Source organism: Amycolatopsis methanolica 239, assembly GCF_000739085.1.
Lineage (GTDB): Bacteria > Actinomycetota > Actinomycetes > Mycobacteriales > Pseudonocardiaceae > Amycolatopsis_E > Amycolatopsis_E methanolica.
This window is the reverse complement of sequence record NZ_CP009110.1, coordinates 5,350,559-5,368,879: the sequence shown is the minus strand read 5'-3', so window position 1 is coordinate 5,368,879 and position 18,321 is coordinate 5,350,559. Positions and strand designations below refer to the sequence as shown.

The 18,321-nt window shown below is 71.9% G+C and carries 17 protein-coding genes; 8 read left to right on the top strand and 9 right to left on the bottom strand.

What is annotated here, in order from left to right:
• Positions 1-260 precede the first annotated feature (260 nt).
• Complete coding sequence (locus tag AMETH_RS26080; RefSeq protein WP_017984134.1) at positions 261-611, bottom strand: VOC family protein; 351 nt, start codon at positions 609-611, stop codon at positions 261-263.
• Positions 612-717: 106 nt separating this feature from the next.
• On the opposite strand from AMETH_RS26080, the gene AMETH_RS26075 reads away from it, so the two are divergent.
• Positions 718-2,469, top strand: coding sequence for a proline--tRNA ligase (locus AMETH_RS26075; RefSeq protein ID WP_017984133.1), 1,752 nt, complete (start codon positions 718-720; stop codon positions 2,467-2,469).
• 99 nt (positions 2,470-2,568) lie between these two features.
• Here the strand turns inward: AMETH_RS26075 and AMETH_RS26070 are convergent, their stop codons facing one another.
• Entirely contained in the window at positions 2,569-3,276 is a 708-nt protein-coding gene (locus tag AMETH_RS26070) for an HAD family hydrolase (protein WP_017984132.1), read from the bottom strand.
• Positions 3,277-3,385: 109 nt separating this feature from the next.
• Between AMETH_RS26070 and AMETH_RS26065 the strand changes: the two genes are divergently transcribed.
• A complete protein-coding gene (locus tag AMETH_RS26065; protein WP_017984131.1) occupies positions 3,386-4,420 on the top strand; it encodes an ABC transporter permease in 1,035 nt (344 codons plus the stop codon).
• Here the strand turns inward: AMETH_RS26065 and AMETH_RS26060 are convergent.
• Entirely contained in the window at positions 4,405-4,815 is a 411-nt protein-coding gene (locus AMETH_RS26060) for a secondary thiamine-phosphate synthase enzyme YjbQ (protein ID WP_017984130.1), read from the bottom strand. The genes AMETH_RS26065 and AMETH_RS26060 overlap by 16 nt on opposite strands.
• Before the next feature lie 89 nt (positions 4,816-4,904).
• Between AMETH_RS26060 and AMETH_RS26055 the strand changes: the two genes are divergently transcribed.
• The gene (locus AMETH_RS26055; RefSeq protein ID WP_038532381.1) at positions 4,905-6,014 is read left to right on the top strand and encodes an LLM class flavin-dependent oxidoreductase; all 1,110 of its coding nucleotides are present in this window, start codon (positions 4,905-4,907) and stop codon (positions 6,012-6,014) included.
• Positions 6,011-7,339, top strand: coding sequence for an NtaA/DmoA family FMN-dependent monooxygenase (locus tag AMETH_RS26050; RefSeq protein ID WP_017984128.1), 1,329 nt, complete (start codon positions 6,011-6,013; stop codon positions 7,337-7,339). The genes AMETH_RS26055 and AMETH_RS26050 overlap by 4 nt, the downstream gene beginning before the upstream one ends.
• A 235-nt stretch (positions 7,340-7,574) precedes the next feature.
• Here AMETH_RS26050 and AMETH_RS26045 read toward each other — a convergent pair whose 3' ends face one another.
• Positions 7,575-8,351 (bottom strand): histone-like nucleoid-structuring protein Lsr2, encoded by a 777-nt coding sequence (locus AMETH_RS26045; RefSeq protein WP_051079440.1) that lies wholly within the window; start codon positions 8,349-8,351, stop codon positions 7,575-7,577.
• Positions 8,352-8,435: 84 nt separating this feature from the next.
• Here AMETH_RS26045 and AMETH_RS26040 point away from each other — a divergent pair, with 84 nt between their 5' ends.
• Positions 8,436-9,830, top strand: a complete 1,395-nt coding sequence (locus AMETH_RS26040; protein ID WP_020486724.1) for a dihydrolipoyl dehydrogenase family protein — start codon at positions 8,436-8,438, stop codon at positions 9,828-9,830.
• Positions 9,831-9,894: 64 nt separating this feature from the next.
• On the opposite strand, the gene AMETH_RS26035 is transcribed toward AMETH_RS26040, so the two are convergent.
• Positions 9,895-11,232, bottom strand: coding sequence for a hypothetical protein (locus tag AMETH_RS26035; protein ID WP_017984126.1), 1,338 nt, complete (start codon positions 11,230-11,232; stop codon positions 9,895-9,897).
• A gap of 208 nt (positions 11,233-11,440) precedes the next feature.
• Between AMETH_RS26035 and AMETH_RS26030 the strand changes: the two genes are divergently transcribed.
• The 3 genes from AMETH_RS26030 (at position 11,441) to AMETH_RS26020 (ending at position 14,735) form a co-directional block, all read left to right on the top strand.
• Positions 11,441-12,895, top strand: a complete 1,455-nt coding sequence (locus tag AMETH_RS26030; RefSeq protein WP_017984125.1) for a S8 family serine peptidase — start codon at positions 11,441-11,443, stop codon at positions 12,893-12,895.
• A gap of 165 nt (positions 12,896-13,060) precedes the next feature.
• Entirely contained in the window at positions 13,061-13,552 is a 492-nt protein-coding gene (locus tag AMETH_RS26025) for a DUF3145 domain-containing protein (protein ID WP_026153376.1), read from the top strand.
• A 598-nt stretch (positions 13,553-14,150) separates the two neighbouring features.
• Positions 14,151-14,735: a hypothetical protein gene (locus tag AMETH_RS26020; RefSeq protein WP_223842935.1), complete on the top strand. Its 585-nt coding sequence runs from the start codon at positions 14,151-14,153 to the stop codon at positions 14,733-14,735.
• A 64-nt stretch (positions 14,736-14,799) separates the two neighbouring features.
• Here the strand turns inward: AMETH_RS26020 and AMETH_RS26015 are convergent, their stop codons facing one another.
• The 4 genes from AMETH_RS26015 to AMETH_RS26000 all read right to left on the bottom strand — a co-directional run bounded on the left by AMETH_RS26015 (position 14,800) and on the right by AMETH_RS26000 (position 18,291).
• Entirely contained in the window at positions 14,800-16,047 is a 1,248-nt protein-coding gene (locus AMETH_RS26015; protein ID WP_017984122.1) for a beta-ketoacyl-[acyl-carrier-protein] synthase family protein, read from the bottom strand.
• A gap of 42 nt (positions 16,048-16,089) precedes the next feature.
• Complete coding sequence (locus tag AMETH_RS26010) at positions 16,090-16,335, bottom strand: acyl carrier protein (protein WP_017984121.1); 246 nt, start codon at positions 16,333-16,335, stop codon at positions 16,090-16,092.
• A 61-nt stretch (positions 16,336-16,396) separates the two neighbouring features.
• Entirely contained in the window at positions 16,397-17,374 is a 978-nt protein-coding gene (locus AMETH_RS26005; RefSeq protein WP_017984120.1) for a beta-ketoacyl-ACP synthase III, read from the bottom strand.
• Positions 17,371-18,291 (bottom strand): ACP S-malonyltransferase, encoded by a 921-nt coding sequence (locus tag AMETH_RS26000; protein ID WP_081617595.1) that lies wholly within the window; start codon positions 18,289-18,291, stop codon positions 17,371-17,373. Before AMETH_RS26000 ends, AMETH_RS26005 begins: the two co-directional genes overlap by 4 nt.
• Positions 18,292-18,321: the final 30 nt, after the last annotated feature.

The following is an 18,321-nucleotide window of genomic DNA, read 5'->3' as shown; positions in this document are numbered from 1 at the left end:
CGCCGCGGGGCGCGGGGTGTGGGTGGCACCCGCTTCGCGAAGCGGCTGCCTCGCTGGCCGCGCGGCCGGGCGGGCGCACCCCAGTGGACGGCGCACCGACTACAGCGTTGAATTCCACCCTCATCCCGCGAGTCCACGCTCGCGCGGGTGAGTTTCGCGCTCCTGCTTCGCGAGGTTTCCAGGGACCCCACCGTCCTGCGCACGGACCTTCCTGGCCCAGCCCCGGCCTCCACTGTCCCGAGCCGGGGACCCGCGACGCGTCAGTGGGGTTCGCCCACGCAGAACTGGTTCCCCTCCGGGTCCGTGAGCACCGTCCAGGTCAGGCCGGGCACCTCGTGCTCCGCGAGCTTCGCCGCGCCGAGGCCGACCAGCCGGGCCACCTCGCCGTCCCGGTCGGTGGCCGCCAGGTCCAGGTGCAGCCGGTTCTTCCCGGCCCGCTCCTCGGGCACCTGCTGGAACCCCAGCCGCACGCCGCCCTCGCGCGCGGGCGTCAGCACCAGGTACTCGCCCCAGTCCTGGTCCACCCGCACGCCCAGCGCCGCGCACCAGAACGCCGCCATCTGCCGTGGATCCGCGCAGTCCACGGTCACCATCCCCAGTTCGAGAGTCATCTCAGCACGGTAGCGCGCCCCACCGACAATTCCGGCCCGCCCGATAACCGATGGACGCCCCTGACTACCCTGTTCACACCGTGTTTCGACGCCGAGGAGCAGCCCAGTGATCACCAGGATGTCGTCGTTGTTCCTGCGCACGCTGCGCGAGGATCCGGCCGACGCCGAGGTTCCCAGCCACAAGCTGCTGACGCGGGCCGGCTACGTCCGCCGGGTCGCGCCGGGCGGGTACTCGTGGCTGCCGCTGGGCCTGCGGGTGCTGCGCAAGATCGAGGAGGTCGTCCGCGAGGAGATGGCCGCGATCGGCGCGCAGGAGATCCTGTTCCCCGCCCTGCTGCCGCGCGAGCCCTACGAGGCGACCGGCCGCTGGACCGAGTACGGCGACGCCCTGTTCCGCCTCAAGGACCGCAAGGGCGCCGACTACCTCCTCGGTCCGACGCACGAGGAACTGTTCGCCCTCACCGTGAAGGGCGAGTACAGCTCGTACAAGGACTACCCGGTCATCCTGTACCAAATCCAGACCAAGTACCGCGACGAGGCGCGTCCCCGCGCCGGCATCCTGCGCGGCCGCGAGTTCGTCATGAAGGACTCCTACTCCTTCGACCTCGACGACGACGGCCTGTCCCGCTCCTACCAGCTGCACCGCGACGCCTACATCCGGATCTTCGACCGGCTGGGCCTGGAGTATGTGATCGTCGCGGCGACGTCCGGCGCGATGGGTGGCTCGGCGTCCGAGGAGTTCCTCGCCGTCGCCGAAACGGGTGAGGACACCTACGTCCGCAGCAACGCGTCCGGTTACGCGGCCAACGTCGAGGCCGTCGTCACGCCCCCGCCGCCCGCGCAGTCCATCGAGGACAAGCCGCAGGCGCAGGTCCACCACACGCCGAACACGCCGACCATCCAGACCCTGGTCGACTACCTCAACGACAAGACCGACCTGGGCCGCACCTTCACCGCCGCGGACACGCTGAAGAACGTGATGGTGAAGATCCGCCAGCCGGGCGAGAAGGACTGGCAGATCCTCGGCATCGGCGTCCCCGGTGACCGCGAGGTCGACCAGAAGCGGCTCGAAGCGTCGCTGGAGCCGGCCGAGGTCGCGCTGCTCGACGAAGCCGACTTCGCGGCCAACCCGTTCCTCGTCAAGGGCTACATCGGCCCGAAGGCGTTGCAGGACAACGGGGTCCGGTACCTGGTCGACCCGCGCGTCGTCACCGGCACGGCGTGGGTGACCGGCGCCGACAAGGCCGACCACCACGTCGTCGACCTCGTCGTGGGCCGCGACTTCCACCCGGACGGCACGATCGAGGCCGCCGAGGTCCGCGAGGGCGACGCCTCGCCCGACGGGCAGGGCACGCTGGTCGCGGCGCGGGGCATCGAGATCGGGCACATCTTCCAGCTGGGCCGCAAGTACACCGACGCGTTCCAGGTGGACGCGCTCGGCGCGGACTCGAAGCCGATCCGCATCACGATGGGTTCGTACGGCGTCGGTGTGTCGCGCCTGGTCGCGGTGATCGCCGAGCAGAGCCACGACGAGCTGGGCCTGGTGTGGCCGCGTGAGGTCGCGCCGTACGACGTGCACGTGGTGATCGCGGGCAAGGACGAGTCGATCGCCGCGGGCGCGGAGAAGCTGGCCGCCGACCTCGACGCGGCCGGTGTGGAGGTCCTGCTGGACGACCGGAAGGCCACGCCGGGCGTCAAGTTCGCCGACGCGGAGCTGGTCGGGGTGCCGACGATCCTCGTGGTCGGGCGCGGCCTGGCGAAGGGCGTCGTCGAGGTGAAGGACCGCAAGACGGGCGACCGCGAGGAGATCGCGGTGGACGCGGTGGTCGACCACCTGGTCAAGCTCGTCCGCGGCTGAACCGCGGTTTTCCGGCAACGGGCCCGCCGCGAAAAGCGGCGGGCCCGTTGCCGTCTTCGCCGCTAGCCGAACCCGGCGGTGAAGTGCGGGCCAGGGCGGTCAGCTCTCCCCGAACACCGCGGCCAGCACCAGCTTCGTGTCGCTGAGGTCGCGCAGCACCACCTGCGCCCCCGCCTCGCGGAGCGCGGCCGCGTCGAACCGGCCGGTCGCCACCCCCACGGCCACCGCGCCGTGTTCACGCGCCGCGTCGATGTCGTGTGGCGTGTCGCCCACCACGATGACCGACGCGGGCTCGAACGGCCGCCCGAGTGTCGCATGGGCGCGGTCGACCGCGTACGCCACCAGGTCCGGCCGGTGCGCGGACAGGTTCCCGTAGGCGCCGATCTCGAAGTCCAGGTGGGTGTGCAGCCCGAACGCGGACAGCTTGTGCCACGCGATCTCCCGCAGGTTCCCGGTCACCAGCGACTGCACAGCCCCGCCCGCCGCGGCCACCCCCGCCAGCGCGGTCGACGCGCCGGGCAGTGCGAGGCCGCGCTTCGCCAGCTCCGGCAACGCCAGCTCGGACACCGCGGTCAGCGCCGCCCACATCCGCTGGATCAGCTCTTCTGTCGGCTCGATCCCGTGCAGCCTCAGCACTTCCGCGGTGATCGCGCGCTCCGTCCGCCCGAAGAAGTCCGGCATCGCGGTCATCGGGACCCCGGTCACCTCCTCGAGCACCTGCCGGTACCAGCCGCGGCCCGCCCCGCGCAGGTCGATGAGGGTCTGGTCGATGTCCCACAGCACCAGCCGGTGCGCACTGCTCGTCACGTCCGCCGACGCTACCAAGGCCGTTATTCATCGAGCGTTGACTTCGCTCGAAGCCAAGGCTACCGTTCCCCTTGAATTCAACAGTCGAAGAAATATAGGGGAGGTCCCCATGGCTGGCACATCCCGGAGACCGGTCGCCGGGCTGGCGGCCCTGGCCGGCGCGGTCGTCGCGGTGGTGCTGGGATTCCTGACCGTCGGGGTCCAGGCGTCGGTCGAACCGGACGGGCTGCCGGTGGCGGTCGCGGTGCCCGACAACGCCCCGCCGCAGCTGCGCGCCGCGGCCGGGCAGCTCACGAGCCAAGGCGGCGAGGCCCTCAGCTGGCAGGTCACCACCCCCGCCGAGGCGAGGACGCTGCTCGACGACAAGGACGTCTACGGCGTCCTGGAACTGGCGCCCGGACAGGTGGGCGTGGTCGTGTCCGGCGCAGTCAACCCGAGCGGCACCCAGGTCGTGCAACAGGTGCTCACCGGCGCGGGGCAGGCGCTGTCGTCGGCGATGAGCCAGGCGACCGGCACCCCGACCGCGCCGGTGCGGGTGGAGACGGTGCACCCGGCGAGCCCCGCGGGCCGCACGGCGCCGCTCGCGGTGAGCATCCTCGCGTGGGTCGGCAGCCTGGCCGCCGGCGCCATCCTGGTCGTCGTCGCCGAGCGGACCGGGCGGCGAGTGGGCGTCGCGGCGCGCCTCACCCAGGTCGGGGCCACGGCCGTGCTGATCACCGGCGTCGCTGCCGGGTTCCTCGCGTTGTGGGACTCGTCCCTGCCCCTCGGCTGGGACGTCCTCGGCTACATCCTGCTGGTCGCGGCGGCGTTCGCGGCCGTGCAGGCCGCGTTGCTGCGGCTGCTGGGCATCCGCGCCACGGCGATCCTCGGGCCGCTCTACCTGCTCGCGCCGAACGTCGCCGGGCAGGTGCCGGAGCTGCTCAACCCGGCCTACCGGGCCCTGCTGTGGTCGTGGACGCCGTTCCGCTTCTCCACCGAGGGCACCCGCAGCCTGTTGCAGGGCACCCCGGGCGCGCCGGACGTCACCACCGGCATCTGGGTGCTCGGGGCGATGCTGGTCGCCGGCCTGGTGGTCATCCTCTGGCCAGGCCGGGTGAAGTCGCCGGCGCCGGTGGCGGCGGCGGCGCTTCAGCCGGCGAGGTAGCTGAACCGGACGTGCCGGACCGGGTTGTCGATGTTGGTGTCCACCAGGCAGATCGACTGCCAGGTGCCCAGCGCCGGCGACCCGCCCAGCACGGGAACGCTCGCGTACGGCGGCACCAGCGCGGGCAGCACGTGGTCCCGGCCGTGGCCCTTGCTGCCGTGCTGGTGCCGCCACCGGTTGTCCCTGGGCAGTAGTTCGTCCAGCGCGGCGAGCAGGTCGTCGTCGCTGCCCGCGCCGGTCTCCAGGATCGCCAGGCCCGCGGTGGCGTGCGGCACGAAAACGTGCAGCAGACCGTCCGAGGCGTCCGCTTCGGCCAGGAACGCCTCGGCGTCCCTGGTCAGGTCGTGCACCACGGCGCGGCCGCCGGTCTTCACCTCGATCTCCTTGGAGTACATGTCTCCCACCGTAGGCGTCCCAACGGGTGGTACGCGAAATAGCGCGGGCCGCCCAATCGCTGGACCGGGGGAGGCGAAAGGAGCGAGGCATGGTTCATCTCGCGGTGGCACTGGAGGGCGCGGGCTGGCACCCGGCCGCGTGGCGGGAGCCGGACGCGCGCCCGGACGAGCTGTTCCGCCCGCGGTACTGGGCCGGTCTGGTGCTCGAGGCCGAACACGGCCTGCTGGACTTCGTCACGATCGAGGACTCCCTGGGCGCGCCGCGGGACGGGCGCACCGACCGGGTGGACGGCAGGCTGGACGCCGTGCTGATCGCCGCCCGCGTCGCGCCGCTGACCCGGCACATCGGGTTCCTGCCGACGGCGATCGCCACGCACACCGAACCGTTCCACCTGTCCAAGGCGATCGCGACGCTCGACTACGTCTCCACCGGGCGCGGCGGTGTGCGCGTCCGGATCGCGAGCAGCCCCGACGACGCGGCGCACTTCGGCCGTCGCGAGTTCCCGGTTCCGCTGCCCGACCTGGCCGAGGAGGCCGGTGACTGGGTCGAGGTCGTGCGGGGGCTGTGGGACAGCTGGGAGGACGACGCCGAGATCCGCGACACCGCCACCGGCCGGTTCATCGACCGGGACAAGCTGCACTACATCGACTTCACCGGGCGGTTCTTCAGCGTCAAGGGTCCGTCGATCACGCCCCGCCCGCCGCAGGGCCAGCCGCCCGTCGCGGTGCTCTCGCACGTCACCGAGATCCACCGGCTCGCGGCCCGCTCGGCCGACCTCGTGTTCCTCACCCCGCAGGACACCGACGACGCGCGCGCTCTGGGGCAGGAGGTGCGCGGCCCGCGCGATGACCTGCTGGTGTTCGGCGACATCGTCGTGTTCCTCGACGAGACCGAACAGGCGGCCCGCGACCGCAAGGCCCGCCTGGACGATCGCGCCGAGTTCACCTCCGACGCGCTGGTCTTCACCGGCACACCGGCCCAGCTCGCCGACCAGCTGCTGGCCTGGCGCGACGCCGGCCTGTCCGGTTTCCGGCTGCGCCCGGGCGCCCTGCCGCACGATCTGTCCGCCATCACCCGCGGGCTCGTCCCGGAACTGCAGCAGCGCGGCGTGTTCCGCCGCGAGTACGAGGCCACCACGCTGCGGGGCCTGCTCGGCCTGGAGCGTCCCGCCAACCGCTACGCAGGAGCGACGCGATGAAGCAGATCCACCTCGCCGCGCACTTCCCCGGCGTCAACAACACCACGGTGTGGAGCGACCCGGAGGCGGGCAGCCACATCGAGTTCTCCTCGTTCACGCACCTCGCGCGCACCGCCGAGCGGGCCAAGTTCGATTTCTTCTTCCTCGCCGAAGGACTGCGGCTGCGCGAGCACGCGGGCCAGATCTACGACCTGGACGTGGTCGGCCGGCCGGACACGTTCACCGTGCTGGCCGCGCTCGCCGCCGTCACGGACCGGCTCGGCCTGGCCGGGACGATCAACTCGACGTTCAACGAGCCGTACGAGGTGGCCCGCCAGTTCGCCAGCCTCGACCACCTCTCCGAAGGCCGCGCCGGGTGGAACGTGGTCACCTCGTGGGACGCGTTCACCGGCAAGAACTTCCGCCGTGGCGGCTACCTGCCCGAGGAACAGCGTTACCAGCGCGCGAAGTTGTTCCTGCAGACCGCGTTCGAGCTGTTCGACTCCTGGGGCGCGGACGACATCGCCGCCGACAAGGCGTCCGGGGTGTTCCTGCGCAACGCCCGTGCGGGCGCGTTCGAGCACCACGACGCGCAGTTCGACATCGCGGGCCGGTTCAACGCGCCGCGCGGTCCGCAGGGCAGGCCGGTGATCCTGCAGGCGGGCGACTCGGACGAGGGCCGCGAGTTCGCCGCGGCGACGGCGGACGCGATCTTCACGCGGCACGGGACGCTGGAGGCGGGGCAGAAGTTCTACGCCGACGTGAAGCGCCGGTTGCCCGCCTACGGGCGCGAGCCGCACCAGCTGCTGGTGCTCCCCGCGGCGACATTCGTGCTCGGTGACACCGACGCGGAGGCCGAGGAGCTGGCGAACGTCGTGCGGTACCAGCAGGTAAGCGGCCAGACGGCGATCAAGTTCCTGGAGCAGGTGTGGAACCGCGACCTGTCCGGCTACGACCCGGAGGGGCCGCTGCCCGAGGTCGAGCCGGTGGTCGGCGCGGAGTCGGTCGCCAAGGGACGCGCGCAGACGCGCATGTACCGCGACCCGGTGGCGACGGTGCGGCAGTGGCGGGAGCTGGCGGAGGCGAAGAACCTGTCGATCCGGGACCTGGTGGTCGAGGTCAGCGGGCGGCAGACGTTCGTCGGCTCCCCGGAGACGGTCGCCGAGGCGATCAACACGTACGTGCAGGAGGACGCCAGCGACGGGTTCATCCTGGTGCCGCACGTGACGCCCGGCGGGCTGGACCCGTTCGCGGACAAGGTGGTGCCGTTGTTGCAGGAGCGGGGCGTGTTCCGCGCCGACTACAGCGGCACCACGCTGCGGGAGCACCTCGGCATCGACCGCTGATTCCGATCTTGGGGGGCCGTGGACAGCACGCCGGGGCGCCTCGCTGAAGCGCCCCGGCGTCGCGAAGGCTTGATGCCTACGGGGATCTACGGCACCTGGCCGAGTGCCTCCCGGCGCCGGACGTACCGGTCAATGGTTGATGCCGCTGGGATTTGCGGCATCTCGGCGAGTGCACTGCGGCGGAGATCCCGCTCAGTTCGTGGGCGGGGCACATCTCCGGCGCCGGATGTCCCACTCAGTTCGTGGCCGCGGAGAACACCACGGGCGGCGCCTTGCGCACGGTCTTGCGAGGAGCCTTCTCCGCCGGCGCGACCTTCTTCGTGGACGGCTTCTTGGCGGTCGTGTTCTCCTTCGCGGGCGCGGCCTCGGCGGGCTTGGCCTTCGCCTTGGCGCGCGACGGCTTCGCGGCGGGCTTGGTCTTCTTGCCCTCCGCCGCGGCCTCCGTCGCGGTGGTCTTCGGCGCGGAAACCGTGGTGGCCCTGCGCCGGGTGGCCGGCTTCGGCGTGCTGGCGTCAGCGGTCTTCGCCGCCGCCGTGGTCTTCTTGCCCCTGGTCGTCTTGGTGTCGGTGGTCTTCGGCGCCGCCGGGGTGGCCTTGCGCCGGGTGGCCGGCTTCGGGCTGGTGGCCTTGGCAGCGGCCTCCGCCTTCACCGTCTTGCCCACGGCCGCCGTGCGAGCGGTCGTGCGCTTGCCCGCCGTGGTAGGGGCCTTCGCCGTCCCGGTGGCGGCCGTCTTCTTCGACGGCGAGTCCGCGGCCTTCCGCGCCGTCGCGGCAGTGGAGTTCGCCGTGCGGCGCGTGCGCTTCATCGGGGCGAGGCGGCGCGGCGGACGCTTGCGGCCGCCCGTGCGGCGGCCCGCCTGCACGTAGGTGGCCAGCAGCTCGCGCAGGCTGCCCGCGTTCGAGTCCGAGAGGTCGATGTCGTACTCGACGCCGTCCAGGCCGAACCGCACCGTCTCCGCGGCCGGTTCGCCGTTCAGGTCGTCCAGTAGTTGCACCGCGGTGTTCTTCGCCACCGATAACCTCCAGTACTTACGATTTGCCGCTGAGAATACCCGCCCCACTTGCGCCGGGCGCCGGGCTGGTGTGCGCTGTGACCCATGTCCGAGGAGACTCTTGACGTCATCGTGATCGGTGGCGGACCGGTGGGGGAGAACGCGGCGGACCGGGCGGTCAAGGGCGGCCTGTCCACCGCGCTGGTGGAGTGGGAACGGTTCGGGGGCGAGTGCTCCTACTGGGCGTGCATCCCGAGCAAAGCCTTGCTGCGACCGGGAAACGCGCTCGCCGCGGCCCGCCGGCTGCCCGGCGTTCCGGTGGGCGAAGCGCTTGACCCGGCGGCGGTGTTCGAACGCCGCGACTACTTCACCGGCAAGGGCGACGACACCGGTCAGGTCGAGTGGGCGCGCGGCGCGGGCATCACGACGATCCGCGGGCGCGGCCGCATCACCGGTGAGCGCGAGATCACTGTGGACGGCGGCCGGGTCCTGCGGGCGCGGCACGCCGTGGTGGTCTGTACCGGCAGCGTGCCGAAGACGCCGCCGATCCCGGGCCTGGACGAGGTGCCGGTGTGGGGTTCCCGCGAAGCCACGTCCAGCAGCACGGTGCCGGGCAGGCTGGCCGTCGTCGGCGGCGGGGTGGTCGGCGTCGAGATGGCGCAGGCCTGGGCCCGGCTCGGCGCGCAGGTGGACCTGATCGTCACCGGCCCGCGCCCGCTGCCGCGGTACCCGGACTTCGCCGGCGACGCCGTCGCGGAGGGCCTGCGGGCCGATGGCGTCCGCGTGCACACCGACTCCGGCCTGGAGCGAGCCTCCCGAGTGGACGGTGCCGCCCGGCTGGAGCTCAAGGGTGGCGCGGTCGTCACGGCCGACCAGGTGCTCGTCGCGACCGGGCGGCGTCCCGCGACCGACGACCTCGGCCTGGAGGTCATCGGGCTCGCGCCGGGCAAGCCGCTCACCGTTGACGACAGCGGCCTGGTGTCCGAAGTGGACGGCCAGTGGCTGTACGCGGCCGGCGACGTCACCGGCCGCGCGTTGCTGACGCACCAGGGCAAGTACGCCGCCCGCGTGGTCGGGGACGTGATCTCCGCGCGCGCCACGGGCAAGCCGGTGGACACCCGGCCGTGGGGCAAGCACAGCGCCACCGCCGACCACCACGCGGTGCCGCAGGTCGTGTTCACCGACCCGGAGGTCGCCTCGGTGGGCCTGACCGAGCCCGAATCGGGCGCGCCGCACCGGGTGGTCGACATCGACATCGCCGTCTCGGGGTCGTCGCTGCACGCGGACGGCTACGCGGGCAAGGCCAGGATGATCGTCGACACCGAGCGCGAGGTGCTGGTCGGCGTCACGTTCGTCGGCCAGGACGTCGCGGAGCTGCTGCACTCGGCGACCGTCGCCATCGCGGGCGAGGTCCCGCTGGGAAGGCTGTGGCACGCGGTCCCGTCGTTCCCCACGATCAGCGAGGTGTGGCTGCGGCTGCTGGAGGCGTACGGGCTCTGAAAACCGGTTGTGGGAGAGGCAGCCGGGGCCGACGCTTGGGGTGCAGGTGCGGTTCGGCGATCGGCTAACTGATCCGCACGCCCAGCGCGGCGCCCGCCGCGCGCAGCAGGGCCGGGTCGTCCGGCGAGGACTGGCCGTCCACGTAGGCGGCCAGCACCAGCCGGACAGCGGGGCCCGAGATCGTGCTCTGGTACGCCGCGCCGGCGGTGTCCGGCTCGCGCGGCCACTGGTGTGTCTCGGTGGCCAGATCGGCGATCCCGCCGCTGCCCGGGGTGTCGGCGAGCTGCTTGAAGGCCGCGGCCTGTTCGTCGCTGCCGAAGGTGAGCACCGCGACCGACACGGCGACCGCCCGCCCGTCCACGGTGGCCTCGAAGCTGCCGCGTTCCATGCCCGCGCAACCGCTTGCTTGCAACCGCGCCTGCAGGTCCCCATAGGCGCGGGCGGCGCAGGTGCGTTCCGTGCCGGAGGCCCGCTTGGTGAACTCGATGCCCGCGACGGCCTGCGGCGCGGGGGTGGCCGCGGTGGTCGTCGGGGGCGCGGTGACCGTTTCGCCGTCCCCGCCGGTCGTCACCAGCACGAGCACGACGGCCAGCAGCACCAGCGCCACGGCGATCGCCGCGACCGGCCGCCACGGCACGGGCGCGGAAGCCGGGATCGCGGGCGCGGCCGCGGCGATCCGGGGCACCGGCATCGTCACCTCGGCGGGCGGGACGATCGGCGGCACGGCGGCGGGCGTGGCCGGGCGGTGCCGCCGGGGGCGGGGTTTGACCGGCGCCAGCTTCACCGTCGCCGACTCCTCGGTGACGGTGAAGCCTTCCGCCGCCAGTTCGTCGCCGGTGAGACCGGTGTCCGGAGTGAGCGTGCCGATCAGAGCGCGGGCCTGCGCCGGGGTGCACGGCCACGGCGCGGGGGTCAGCGACGCGATCGCCGCGAGCAGGGTGTTCTGCGTCGGGAACAGGACGCGGACGTTCCCGGCGAGGTCGGTCGGCGGCTGCTCGATCTCCTCCACGAACGGCCCGACGGCGAGGATCGTGGCGATAGGCAGGTGCTCCGGGACGTCCGGGCGCAGCCGCTCGATGACGGCATCGGCGAGAGCGAGCGCGTCCGCCGCGGGGTTGACCACGTCCCCGTCGGCGACGAGCGGCCAGCCGTCGGCCTTCCACTGGCCGGTGAGGGGCGCTTCGAGGCGGATCGCCGGGTCCGGCAGGTCGACGCCGATCACGACCAGGACGACGGTCGGCATGATGACGATCGCCTCGACCGGCCGCCGGTCCGGCAGCGGCCGGGCCCCGGCCAGCGCGATGCCGCCCGCGACGTAGTCCCCGCGGCCGAGCGCGGCGAGCGCGGCCCGGACGTCGTCGGCGACGCGCGAGGGCTGTCGTTCCAGGCGGATCAGCCGCACCTCGCACCTCCCCGGTCCCGTCCACGTGCGCTTACGCTAGCGCGCTGTGCAGTTGCTGACCCTCGATGGTGTGAAAATCACTCGCGGAAGGTGTCTGCTTCCGGGCACACCCGTGCGGATAAGTGATCATTGACAGTGACCGGGGTCACCCTATTGAGTGCTACTCGTTAGTAGATCGTAGGGCCGGCTGGAGAGATAGGGGACCCCGATGCGATGGCGCTCCACGCGCGCGGTGGCGATCGCCGCCGCCGTGCTCGTCCTTCCGTTCACCGGCGCCGTCCCCGCGGCGAACGCCCAGGTCCCGCTCGCGCCCGTGTCGGACACGCTCGGTCGGGTGCTGGCCACCGCGACCGCGCTCACCCCGGTCACGATCCTCGTGCACGCCGCGGACGCGGGCACCGCCGCACAGGCCGTGCGGGCGGCCGGGATGCGGGAGATCATCCGGTTCCCGCGCATCGGCGTGGTCGCCGCGACGGGCACCGCAGCGCAGGTCGCCGCGGTGCGCAAGGCGGCCGGCGTCACCTACGTCGAGAACAACGACCCGCTCGTCGCGTTCGGCTCGTCCGGCACGACCGCGACCCGCAGCGCCGCAGCACGCACCACGCTCTCCGGCGCGGACGGCGCTCCGCTGGACGGGCGCGGGGTGTCCGTGGCGATCATCGACACCGGGATCGACCCGACGCACCCGGCGTTCCGCGGCGCCGACGGTTCGACCCGCGTGGTGCGCAACCTGAAGAACCTGTGCCTCGACGGCACCACCACCTCGTGCATCGTCGACGTGCCCACCTCGGTCGACACCGACGCGACCGCGCTCGGCGGGCACGGCACCCACGTCGCCGGCATCGCGGCGGGTGCGCCGTACACGCTGGCCGACGGTTCGTCCGTCGGTGGTTCGGCGCCGGGCGCGAAGATCGTGTCGATCTCGACCGGCCTGGCGATCCTGGTGCTGGGCACGGACGCCGCGCTGAACTGGGTGCTGGAGAACCACGCCGCGCCGTGCGGGGCCGGGGTGCCGGCAACGGTGTGCCCGCCGATCAAGGTGATCAACAACTCGTACGGCCCGAGCGGCGGTGGCGAGTTCGATCCCGAATCGGCGACGGTCAAGCTGCAGCGCGCGCTCGCGGCCGAAGGGGTCGTGACGGTGTGGGCGAACGGCAACGACGGCGGGGACGGTTCGGCCGATCTGTCGAACCCGCCGGGCAAAGACCCGACGCCCGGGGTCATCTCGGTGGCCTCCTACAACGACCAGGGCACCGGGACCCGCGACGGGACAGTGTCGGACTTCTCCTCGCGCGGTCTCGCGTCGGACCCGTCGACGTGGCCGGACGTGTCCGCGCCGGGCGAGAACATCCTGTCCGCGTGCCGGCCCTACCTGGTGATCTGTGCGACCGGATTGCAGCCGTCTAACGGGCCGGGGATGCTCGACCTCGGCACCTACAACGTGATCAGCGGCACCTCGATGGCGACGCCGCAGATCACCGGCATCGTGGCGCAGCTGTTCCAGTCCCGGCCGGGCGCCACGCCGGGCGAAATCGAGGCCGCGATCAAGTCGACGGCGTACAAGTACAGGGACGGCGCCGCGTACCAGGGCGGTTCGAGCTTCGACAAGGGCGCCGGGCTGGTCGACACCGTCGCCGCCGTGGGGGCGCTCGCCGGGGCCTGACGGCTTCCGCCCGGTGGTGGTCCTGCGACATCTGAGGTTCCTGTGGCGAAATGCCGTCGCCGGGGTGCACAATATGGGCAGTCACGGCAGGGATGCTTGTCAGCAGGCTCCGAGCTCGCGAGGTCGTAGGGGAAGACGCCCCTCGTCGAGTAGCGGAGGTCAGCAGTGAGCACCCGTGGCGTGGTTTACGTCCACTCGTCGCCGTCTGCGGTGTGCCCGCACGTCGAGTGGGCGATTTCGGGCACCCTGGGTACCCGAGTGGATCTGAAGTGGACGGCGCAACCCGCCGCTCCAGGGCAGCTTCGCGCTGAGTGCATGTGGAGCGCGCCCGCCGGAACCGGCGCCAAGCTGGCGGCCGGTCTCAAGGCGTGGCCGATGCTGCGCTTCGAGGTGACCGAGGAGCCGAGCGCCGGCGTCGACGGCGAGCGGTTCTGCTACGTGCCCGGGCTGGGACTGTGGCGCGGCCGGACGAGCGCCAACGGAGACATCGTCGTCGGGGAAGACCAGCTGCGCGCCCTCGTGGCGACCTGCCGCGCGGGGGAGCAGCTGGCGCACAAGCTCGATGAACTGCTCGCTTCGAGCTGGGATGAGGCGCTGGAGCCGTTCCGGCACGCCGGGGACGGGGCTCCGGTCACCTGGCTGCACCGGGTGGGGTGAGTTTCGGGCGGGTCGGTTGCGTGGCCTCGGCTGGCTGCCTCGGTGCCCGGTGCCCGGTGCCTGGTGCTGGTGCTCGGTGAGGTGCCCAGTGCTCGGTGCCCAGTGCTCAATGGTCGGTGCTCGGTGAGGTGCCCACTCATGCGGCGATGAACGGAGCGTTCATGCCTTGCGCCGCGTGAGGTGCCCAGTCGGCCGCCGATGAACGGACCGTCCGTGGCTTCAGTTGGCCCGAGATGCCCAGTCGTGCGGTGATGAGTGGTCCGTTCATGGCTGGCGCCGTGTGAGGTGCTCAGCCGTGCGGCGATGAACGGACCGTTCAGTGCTTCCCCCGGCGAGGTGTCCACTCGTGTGCCGATGAGTGGGTCTGTTCATGGCTTCAGCCTGCGCGAGATGCCCAGTCGTGCGGCGATGAACGGACCGTTCATCGAACCAACCCCCGCGCGAACCAACCCCCGCCGCCGTAACCACCCGCACCCACCCCAGCCACCAGAACCCCGCATCAGCCCAGCCCTTCACCTACCCGGCCCAACCACACCAACCCGCACCGCACAAGACAGCACTCGGTAACGATCACTACTACGCTGCCGATGTGACAGCCATGTCGGCGCCTCCCACAGCACCGCCGCGCTGGTTGGTGCCCGTCGTCATCGTCGTGGTGTCGATCATGGTCGGCGGCGGTCTCCTGGCCCGCGAGCTGTACCGGCTGCCCGAAGCGACCCCGGACGCGATCCTCGCCCAGTCGTCGGCCGCCCGGCCGCTCGCGCAGCAGCCGGGGCCGGGCACCGTCGAGCTCACCCCGGACGCCGCGGCGCACCCGCAGAACACCACGGTCCGCACGCTGCTCCAGACGTACTTCGACTCGATCAACAACCGCGACTACGAGCTGTGGAAATCAGCCGTCACCCGCGAGCGCGTCCAGGCCAAGTCGAAGAGCGCCTGGCTCACCGACTACCGCACGACGCGGGACGGCAGCATCCTCGTCTACCGCATCGACCCGGTCGCCGAAGACGAGCTCCGCGCCCTCGTCGGCTTCACCAGCACTCAGGACGTCAAGGACGCCCCGGCCGAACTACCGGAACCCTGCGTGCACTGGCGCCTCGTGCTCCCGCTCACCCTGGAATCCGGCGCCTGGAAGGTGGACACCGTCACCGGCTCCACCACCCCCGAACTGTCCCGCTGCTGACGCACCCCGCACACGAGAAGACCCCGGCCACCAACGGCCGGGGTCCTCCCACGAGAAGCCGAACTCAGGCGCCGGTGAACAGCAGCGCCGTGTTGTGACCGCCGAAGCCGAACGAGTTGCTCAGCGCCGCGGTCAGCTCGACCTTCCGCGGCTCGCCCGCGACGACGTCGAGCCCGACCTTCGGGTCCAGGTTCTCCAGGTTCAGCGTCGGCGGCACCAGACCGTGGTAGATCGAGAGCAGCGTGAGGATGCCCTCGACCGCCCCGGCGCCACCGACCAGGTGACCCAGCGCGGACTTCGGCGCGGTCACCACCGGGTGCTCACCGACGGCCTTGCGGATCGCCGCGGCCTCGCCGATGTCGCCGACCACCGTGGACGTCGCGTGGGCGTTCACGTGCCCCACGTCCGCCGACGTCAGCCCCGCCATCGTCATCGCGTTCGCCATCGCGGCGATCTGGCCGATGCCCTCCGGGTGGTTGCCGGTGATGTGGTGCGCGTCCGAGGTGATGCCGTACCCCGCCAGCCGCCCGTAGATCCGCGCGCCGCGGGCCTTCGCCCGGTCCGCCCGCTCCAGGACGACCACACCGGCGCCCTCACCGAGCACGAACCCGTCCCGGTCGGTGTCGAACGGGCGCGACGCGCGCTCGGGCTCGTCGTTGCGCGTCGACACCGTCCGGGCCTGCGCGAAACCGGCCACGGTGATCGGGTGGATGCAGGACTCCGCACCACCCGCCACCACGACGTCGGCCCGCCCGTTCTGGATCATCTGGTAGCCGTTGGCGATGCCCTCGGCGCCGGACGCGCACGCCGACGCCGGCGAGTGCACCCCGGCCCTGGCCTTGAGGTCGATGCCGACGTGCGCGGCAGGCCCGTTCGGCATCAGCATCGGCACGGTCAGCGGCGAGACCTTCCGGATGCCCTCCTGCTCGAGCAGGTCGTCCATCGCCAGCAGCGTCAGCGGCCCGCCGATGCCGGTGCCGATGGACACGCCGAGCCGGTCCGGGTCGACGTCCGTGCGCTCGTCGCTGGGTTGCTCGAAACCGGCGTCGGCCCACGCCTGCCGGGCGGCGATGAGCGCGATCTGCTCACACCGGTCCAGCCGGCGCGCCTGCACGCGCGGCAGCTTCTCCGCCGGATCCTCGGCGAGCGTGGCGCCGATCTTGACCGGCAGGTCGAACTTCTCGACCCAGTCGGCCTCGATCCGCCGGATGCCGCTGCGGCCGGCGAGCAAGCCCTCCCACGTGGACGCGACGTCCCCGCCGAGTGGCGTCGTCGCGCCGATCCCGGTGATCACGACGTCGATGTTGCTCATGAGGAGTCTCCCCGAGGTTCAGACGAAGAATTCAGCTCGTGCTTACTTGGCGTTCGCGGCGACGTAGTCCACCGCGTCGCCGACGGTCTTCAGGTTGGCCAGCTCGTCGTCCGGAATCTTGACCCCGAACTTGTCCTCGGCCTGCACCGCGATCTCCACCATCGACAGCGAGTCGATGTCCAGGTCGTCGACGAAGGACTTCTCCAGGCTCACGTCGTCCTGCGCGACACCCGCGACCTCCTCGACGATCTCCGCGAGGCCGCTGAGGATCTCCTGCTTGTCCGCCACGATGGTGTTTCCTTTCTGGGGTTCGACACCGGCAGGCCCGCGCCTGCCGGCGATAGTGGTATCACGGGCAGATGACGACCTGTCCGGCGTAGGACAGGCCCGCGCCGAATCCAACCATCAGCACCACGTCACCCGTTTTGACGGTGCCCGCTTTCCGCATGTGGTCCAGCGCCATGGGAATCGACGCGGACGAGGTGTTGCCGGAGAACTTGATGTCGTCGGCGACGACCAGGTCCTCTCGCGCGCCCTTGGCCCTGAGCCGCTTGGCGATCGCGTCCACGATCCGCAGGTTCGCCTGGTGCGGGATAAGCACGTCGACGTCCGACGGCTCCAGCCCGGCCAGCTCGACCGCCTTCAACGCGATCGGCGCGATCTGCGTGGTCGCCCACCGGAAGACCGACTGGCCCTCCTGGTAGATGTACTTGTGGTCGCGCATGTAGATCGTGTCGACCAGGTCGCCCGCGCTGCCCCAGGACACCGGCCCGATGCCCGGCTCGTCGGACGGCCCGACCACCGCGGCGCCCGCGCCGTCGGCGAAGATGATCGCGTTCGCCCGGTCCACCGGGTCGACCACGTCGGTCAGCTTCTCCGCGCCGATCACCAGCACCTTGCCAGCCGAGCCGGCGCGGATCAGGTCGGAGGCGACGCCGAGGCCGTAGCAGAACCCGGCGCACGCGGCGTTGAGGTCGAACGCGCCGGCCGCCTTCACGCCGATCCGGTCGGCGACCTGGCCGGCCGCGTTCGGGATCGGCGCGGGCATCGTGCAGTTCGGCACGATCACGGTGTCAACATCGGACGGCTGCAGGCCCGCGTCGGTGAGCGCGGCGTTGCCCGCCTTGACCGCCATGTCGACCAGCAGCTCGTCCTTCTCGGCGAAGCGGCGCTCGATGATGCCGACCCGCTCACGGATCCACTGGTCGTTGGTCTCCATGATCTGGGACAGGTCGTCGTTGGTGACGACGCGGTCCGGCTGGTAGCTGCCGACGCCCAGGATCCGGGTGGCGGCGGGCCCCTGCTTCTGGCGCAACACCGGGCTCACAGGATCTCCTTCGCGGCGGGCAGGTCGGTGGGGGTCTTCAGCGCGACGGTCTGCGTGACCGTGCCCTTGAGCTGGCGCTTGACCAGACCGGTCAGGGTGCCGGCCGGCGGCAGCTCGACCGTCGCGGTGACACCCAGCTCGACGAGGCCGTCCATCGTCAGATCCCAGCGGACCGGGCGGGTGACCTGCTTGACCAGCCGCTCCAGGTACTCGGCGCCGCTGGTGACCACGGTGCCGTCGGCGTTGGACAGCAGCGGGCGGACCGGGTCCTTCGGCGTGATCGACGCGGCGTGCGCGCGCAGGGCCTCCTCGGCGGGGGCCATGTAGGAGGTGTGGAAGGCGCCGGCGACCTTCAACGGCCGGACCTTGGTGCCTTCGAGTGGCTCGGCGACGATGCGCTCGATCGCGTCCTTCGCGCCGGAGGCGACGATCTGCCCGGCGCCGTTGCGGTTGGCCGCGGTCAGGCCGTGGCCCTCCAGCCAGGCGACGACCTCGTCCGGGTCGCCCAGCATGACGGCGGCCATGGACGTCGGCTCGATCGCGCACGCCTTCGCCATTTCGGCGCCGCGGACGGCCGCGAGTGCGACCGCGTCCTCGGCGGTGAGCACACCCGCCGCGGCGGCTGCCGCGAGCTCGCCGACGGAGTGCCCGGCGACCGGGGTGTCGTCCGGGACGTCGCCGAGGGCGTCGAAGGCCAGCAGCGAGAGCGCGACGATCAGCGGCTGCGTGATCGCGGTGTCCTGGATGGTCTCGGCGTCGGCCTCGGTCCCGAGGTGGACCAGGTCGAGCCCGGTTCGCTCGGACCAGCGCGCGAGCTTCTCGCGAGTGCCGTCGAGTTCGAGCCAGGGGGAGAACATGCCGGGCGCTTGGGAGCCCTGTCCGGGAGCGAGCACTGCTGTCACGTCTCTAGGGAACATGCTTCCCCGGCGGGCCCGGGATGCCGCTGT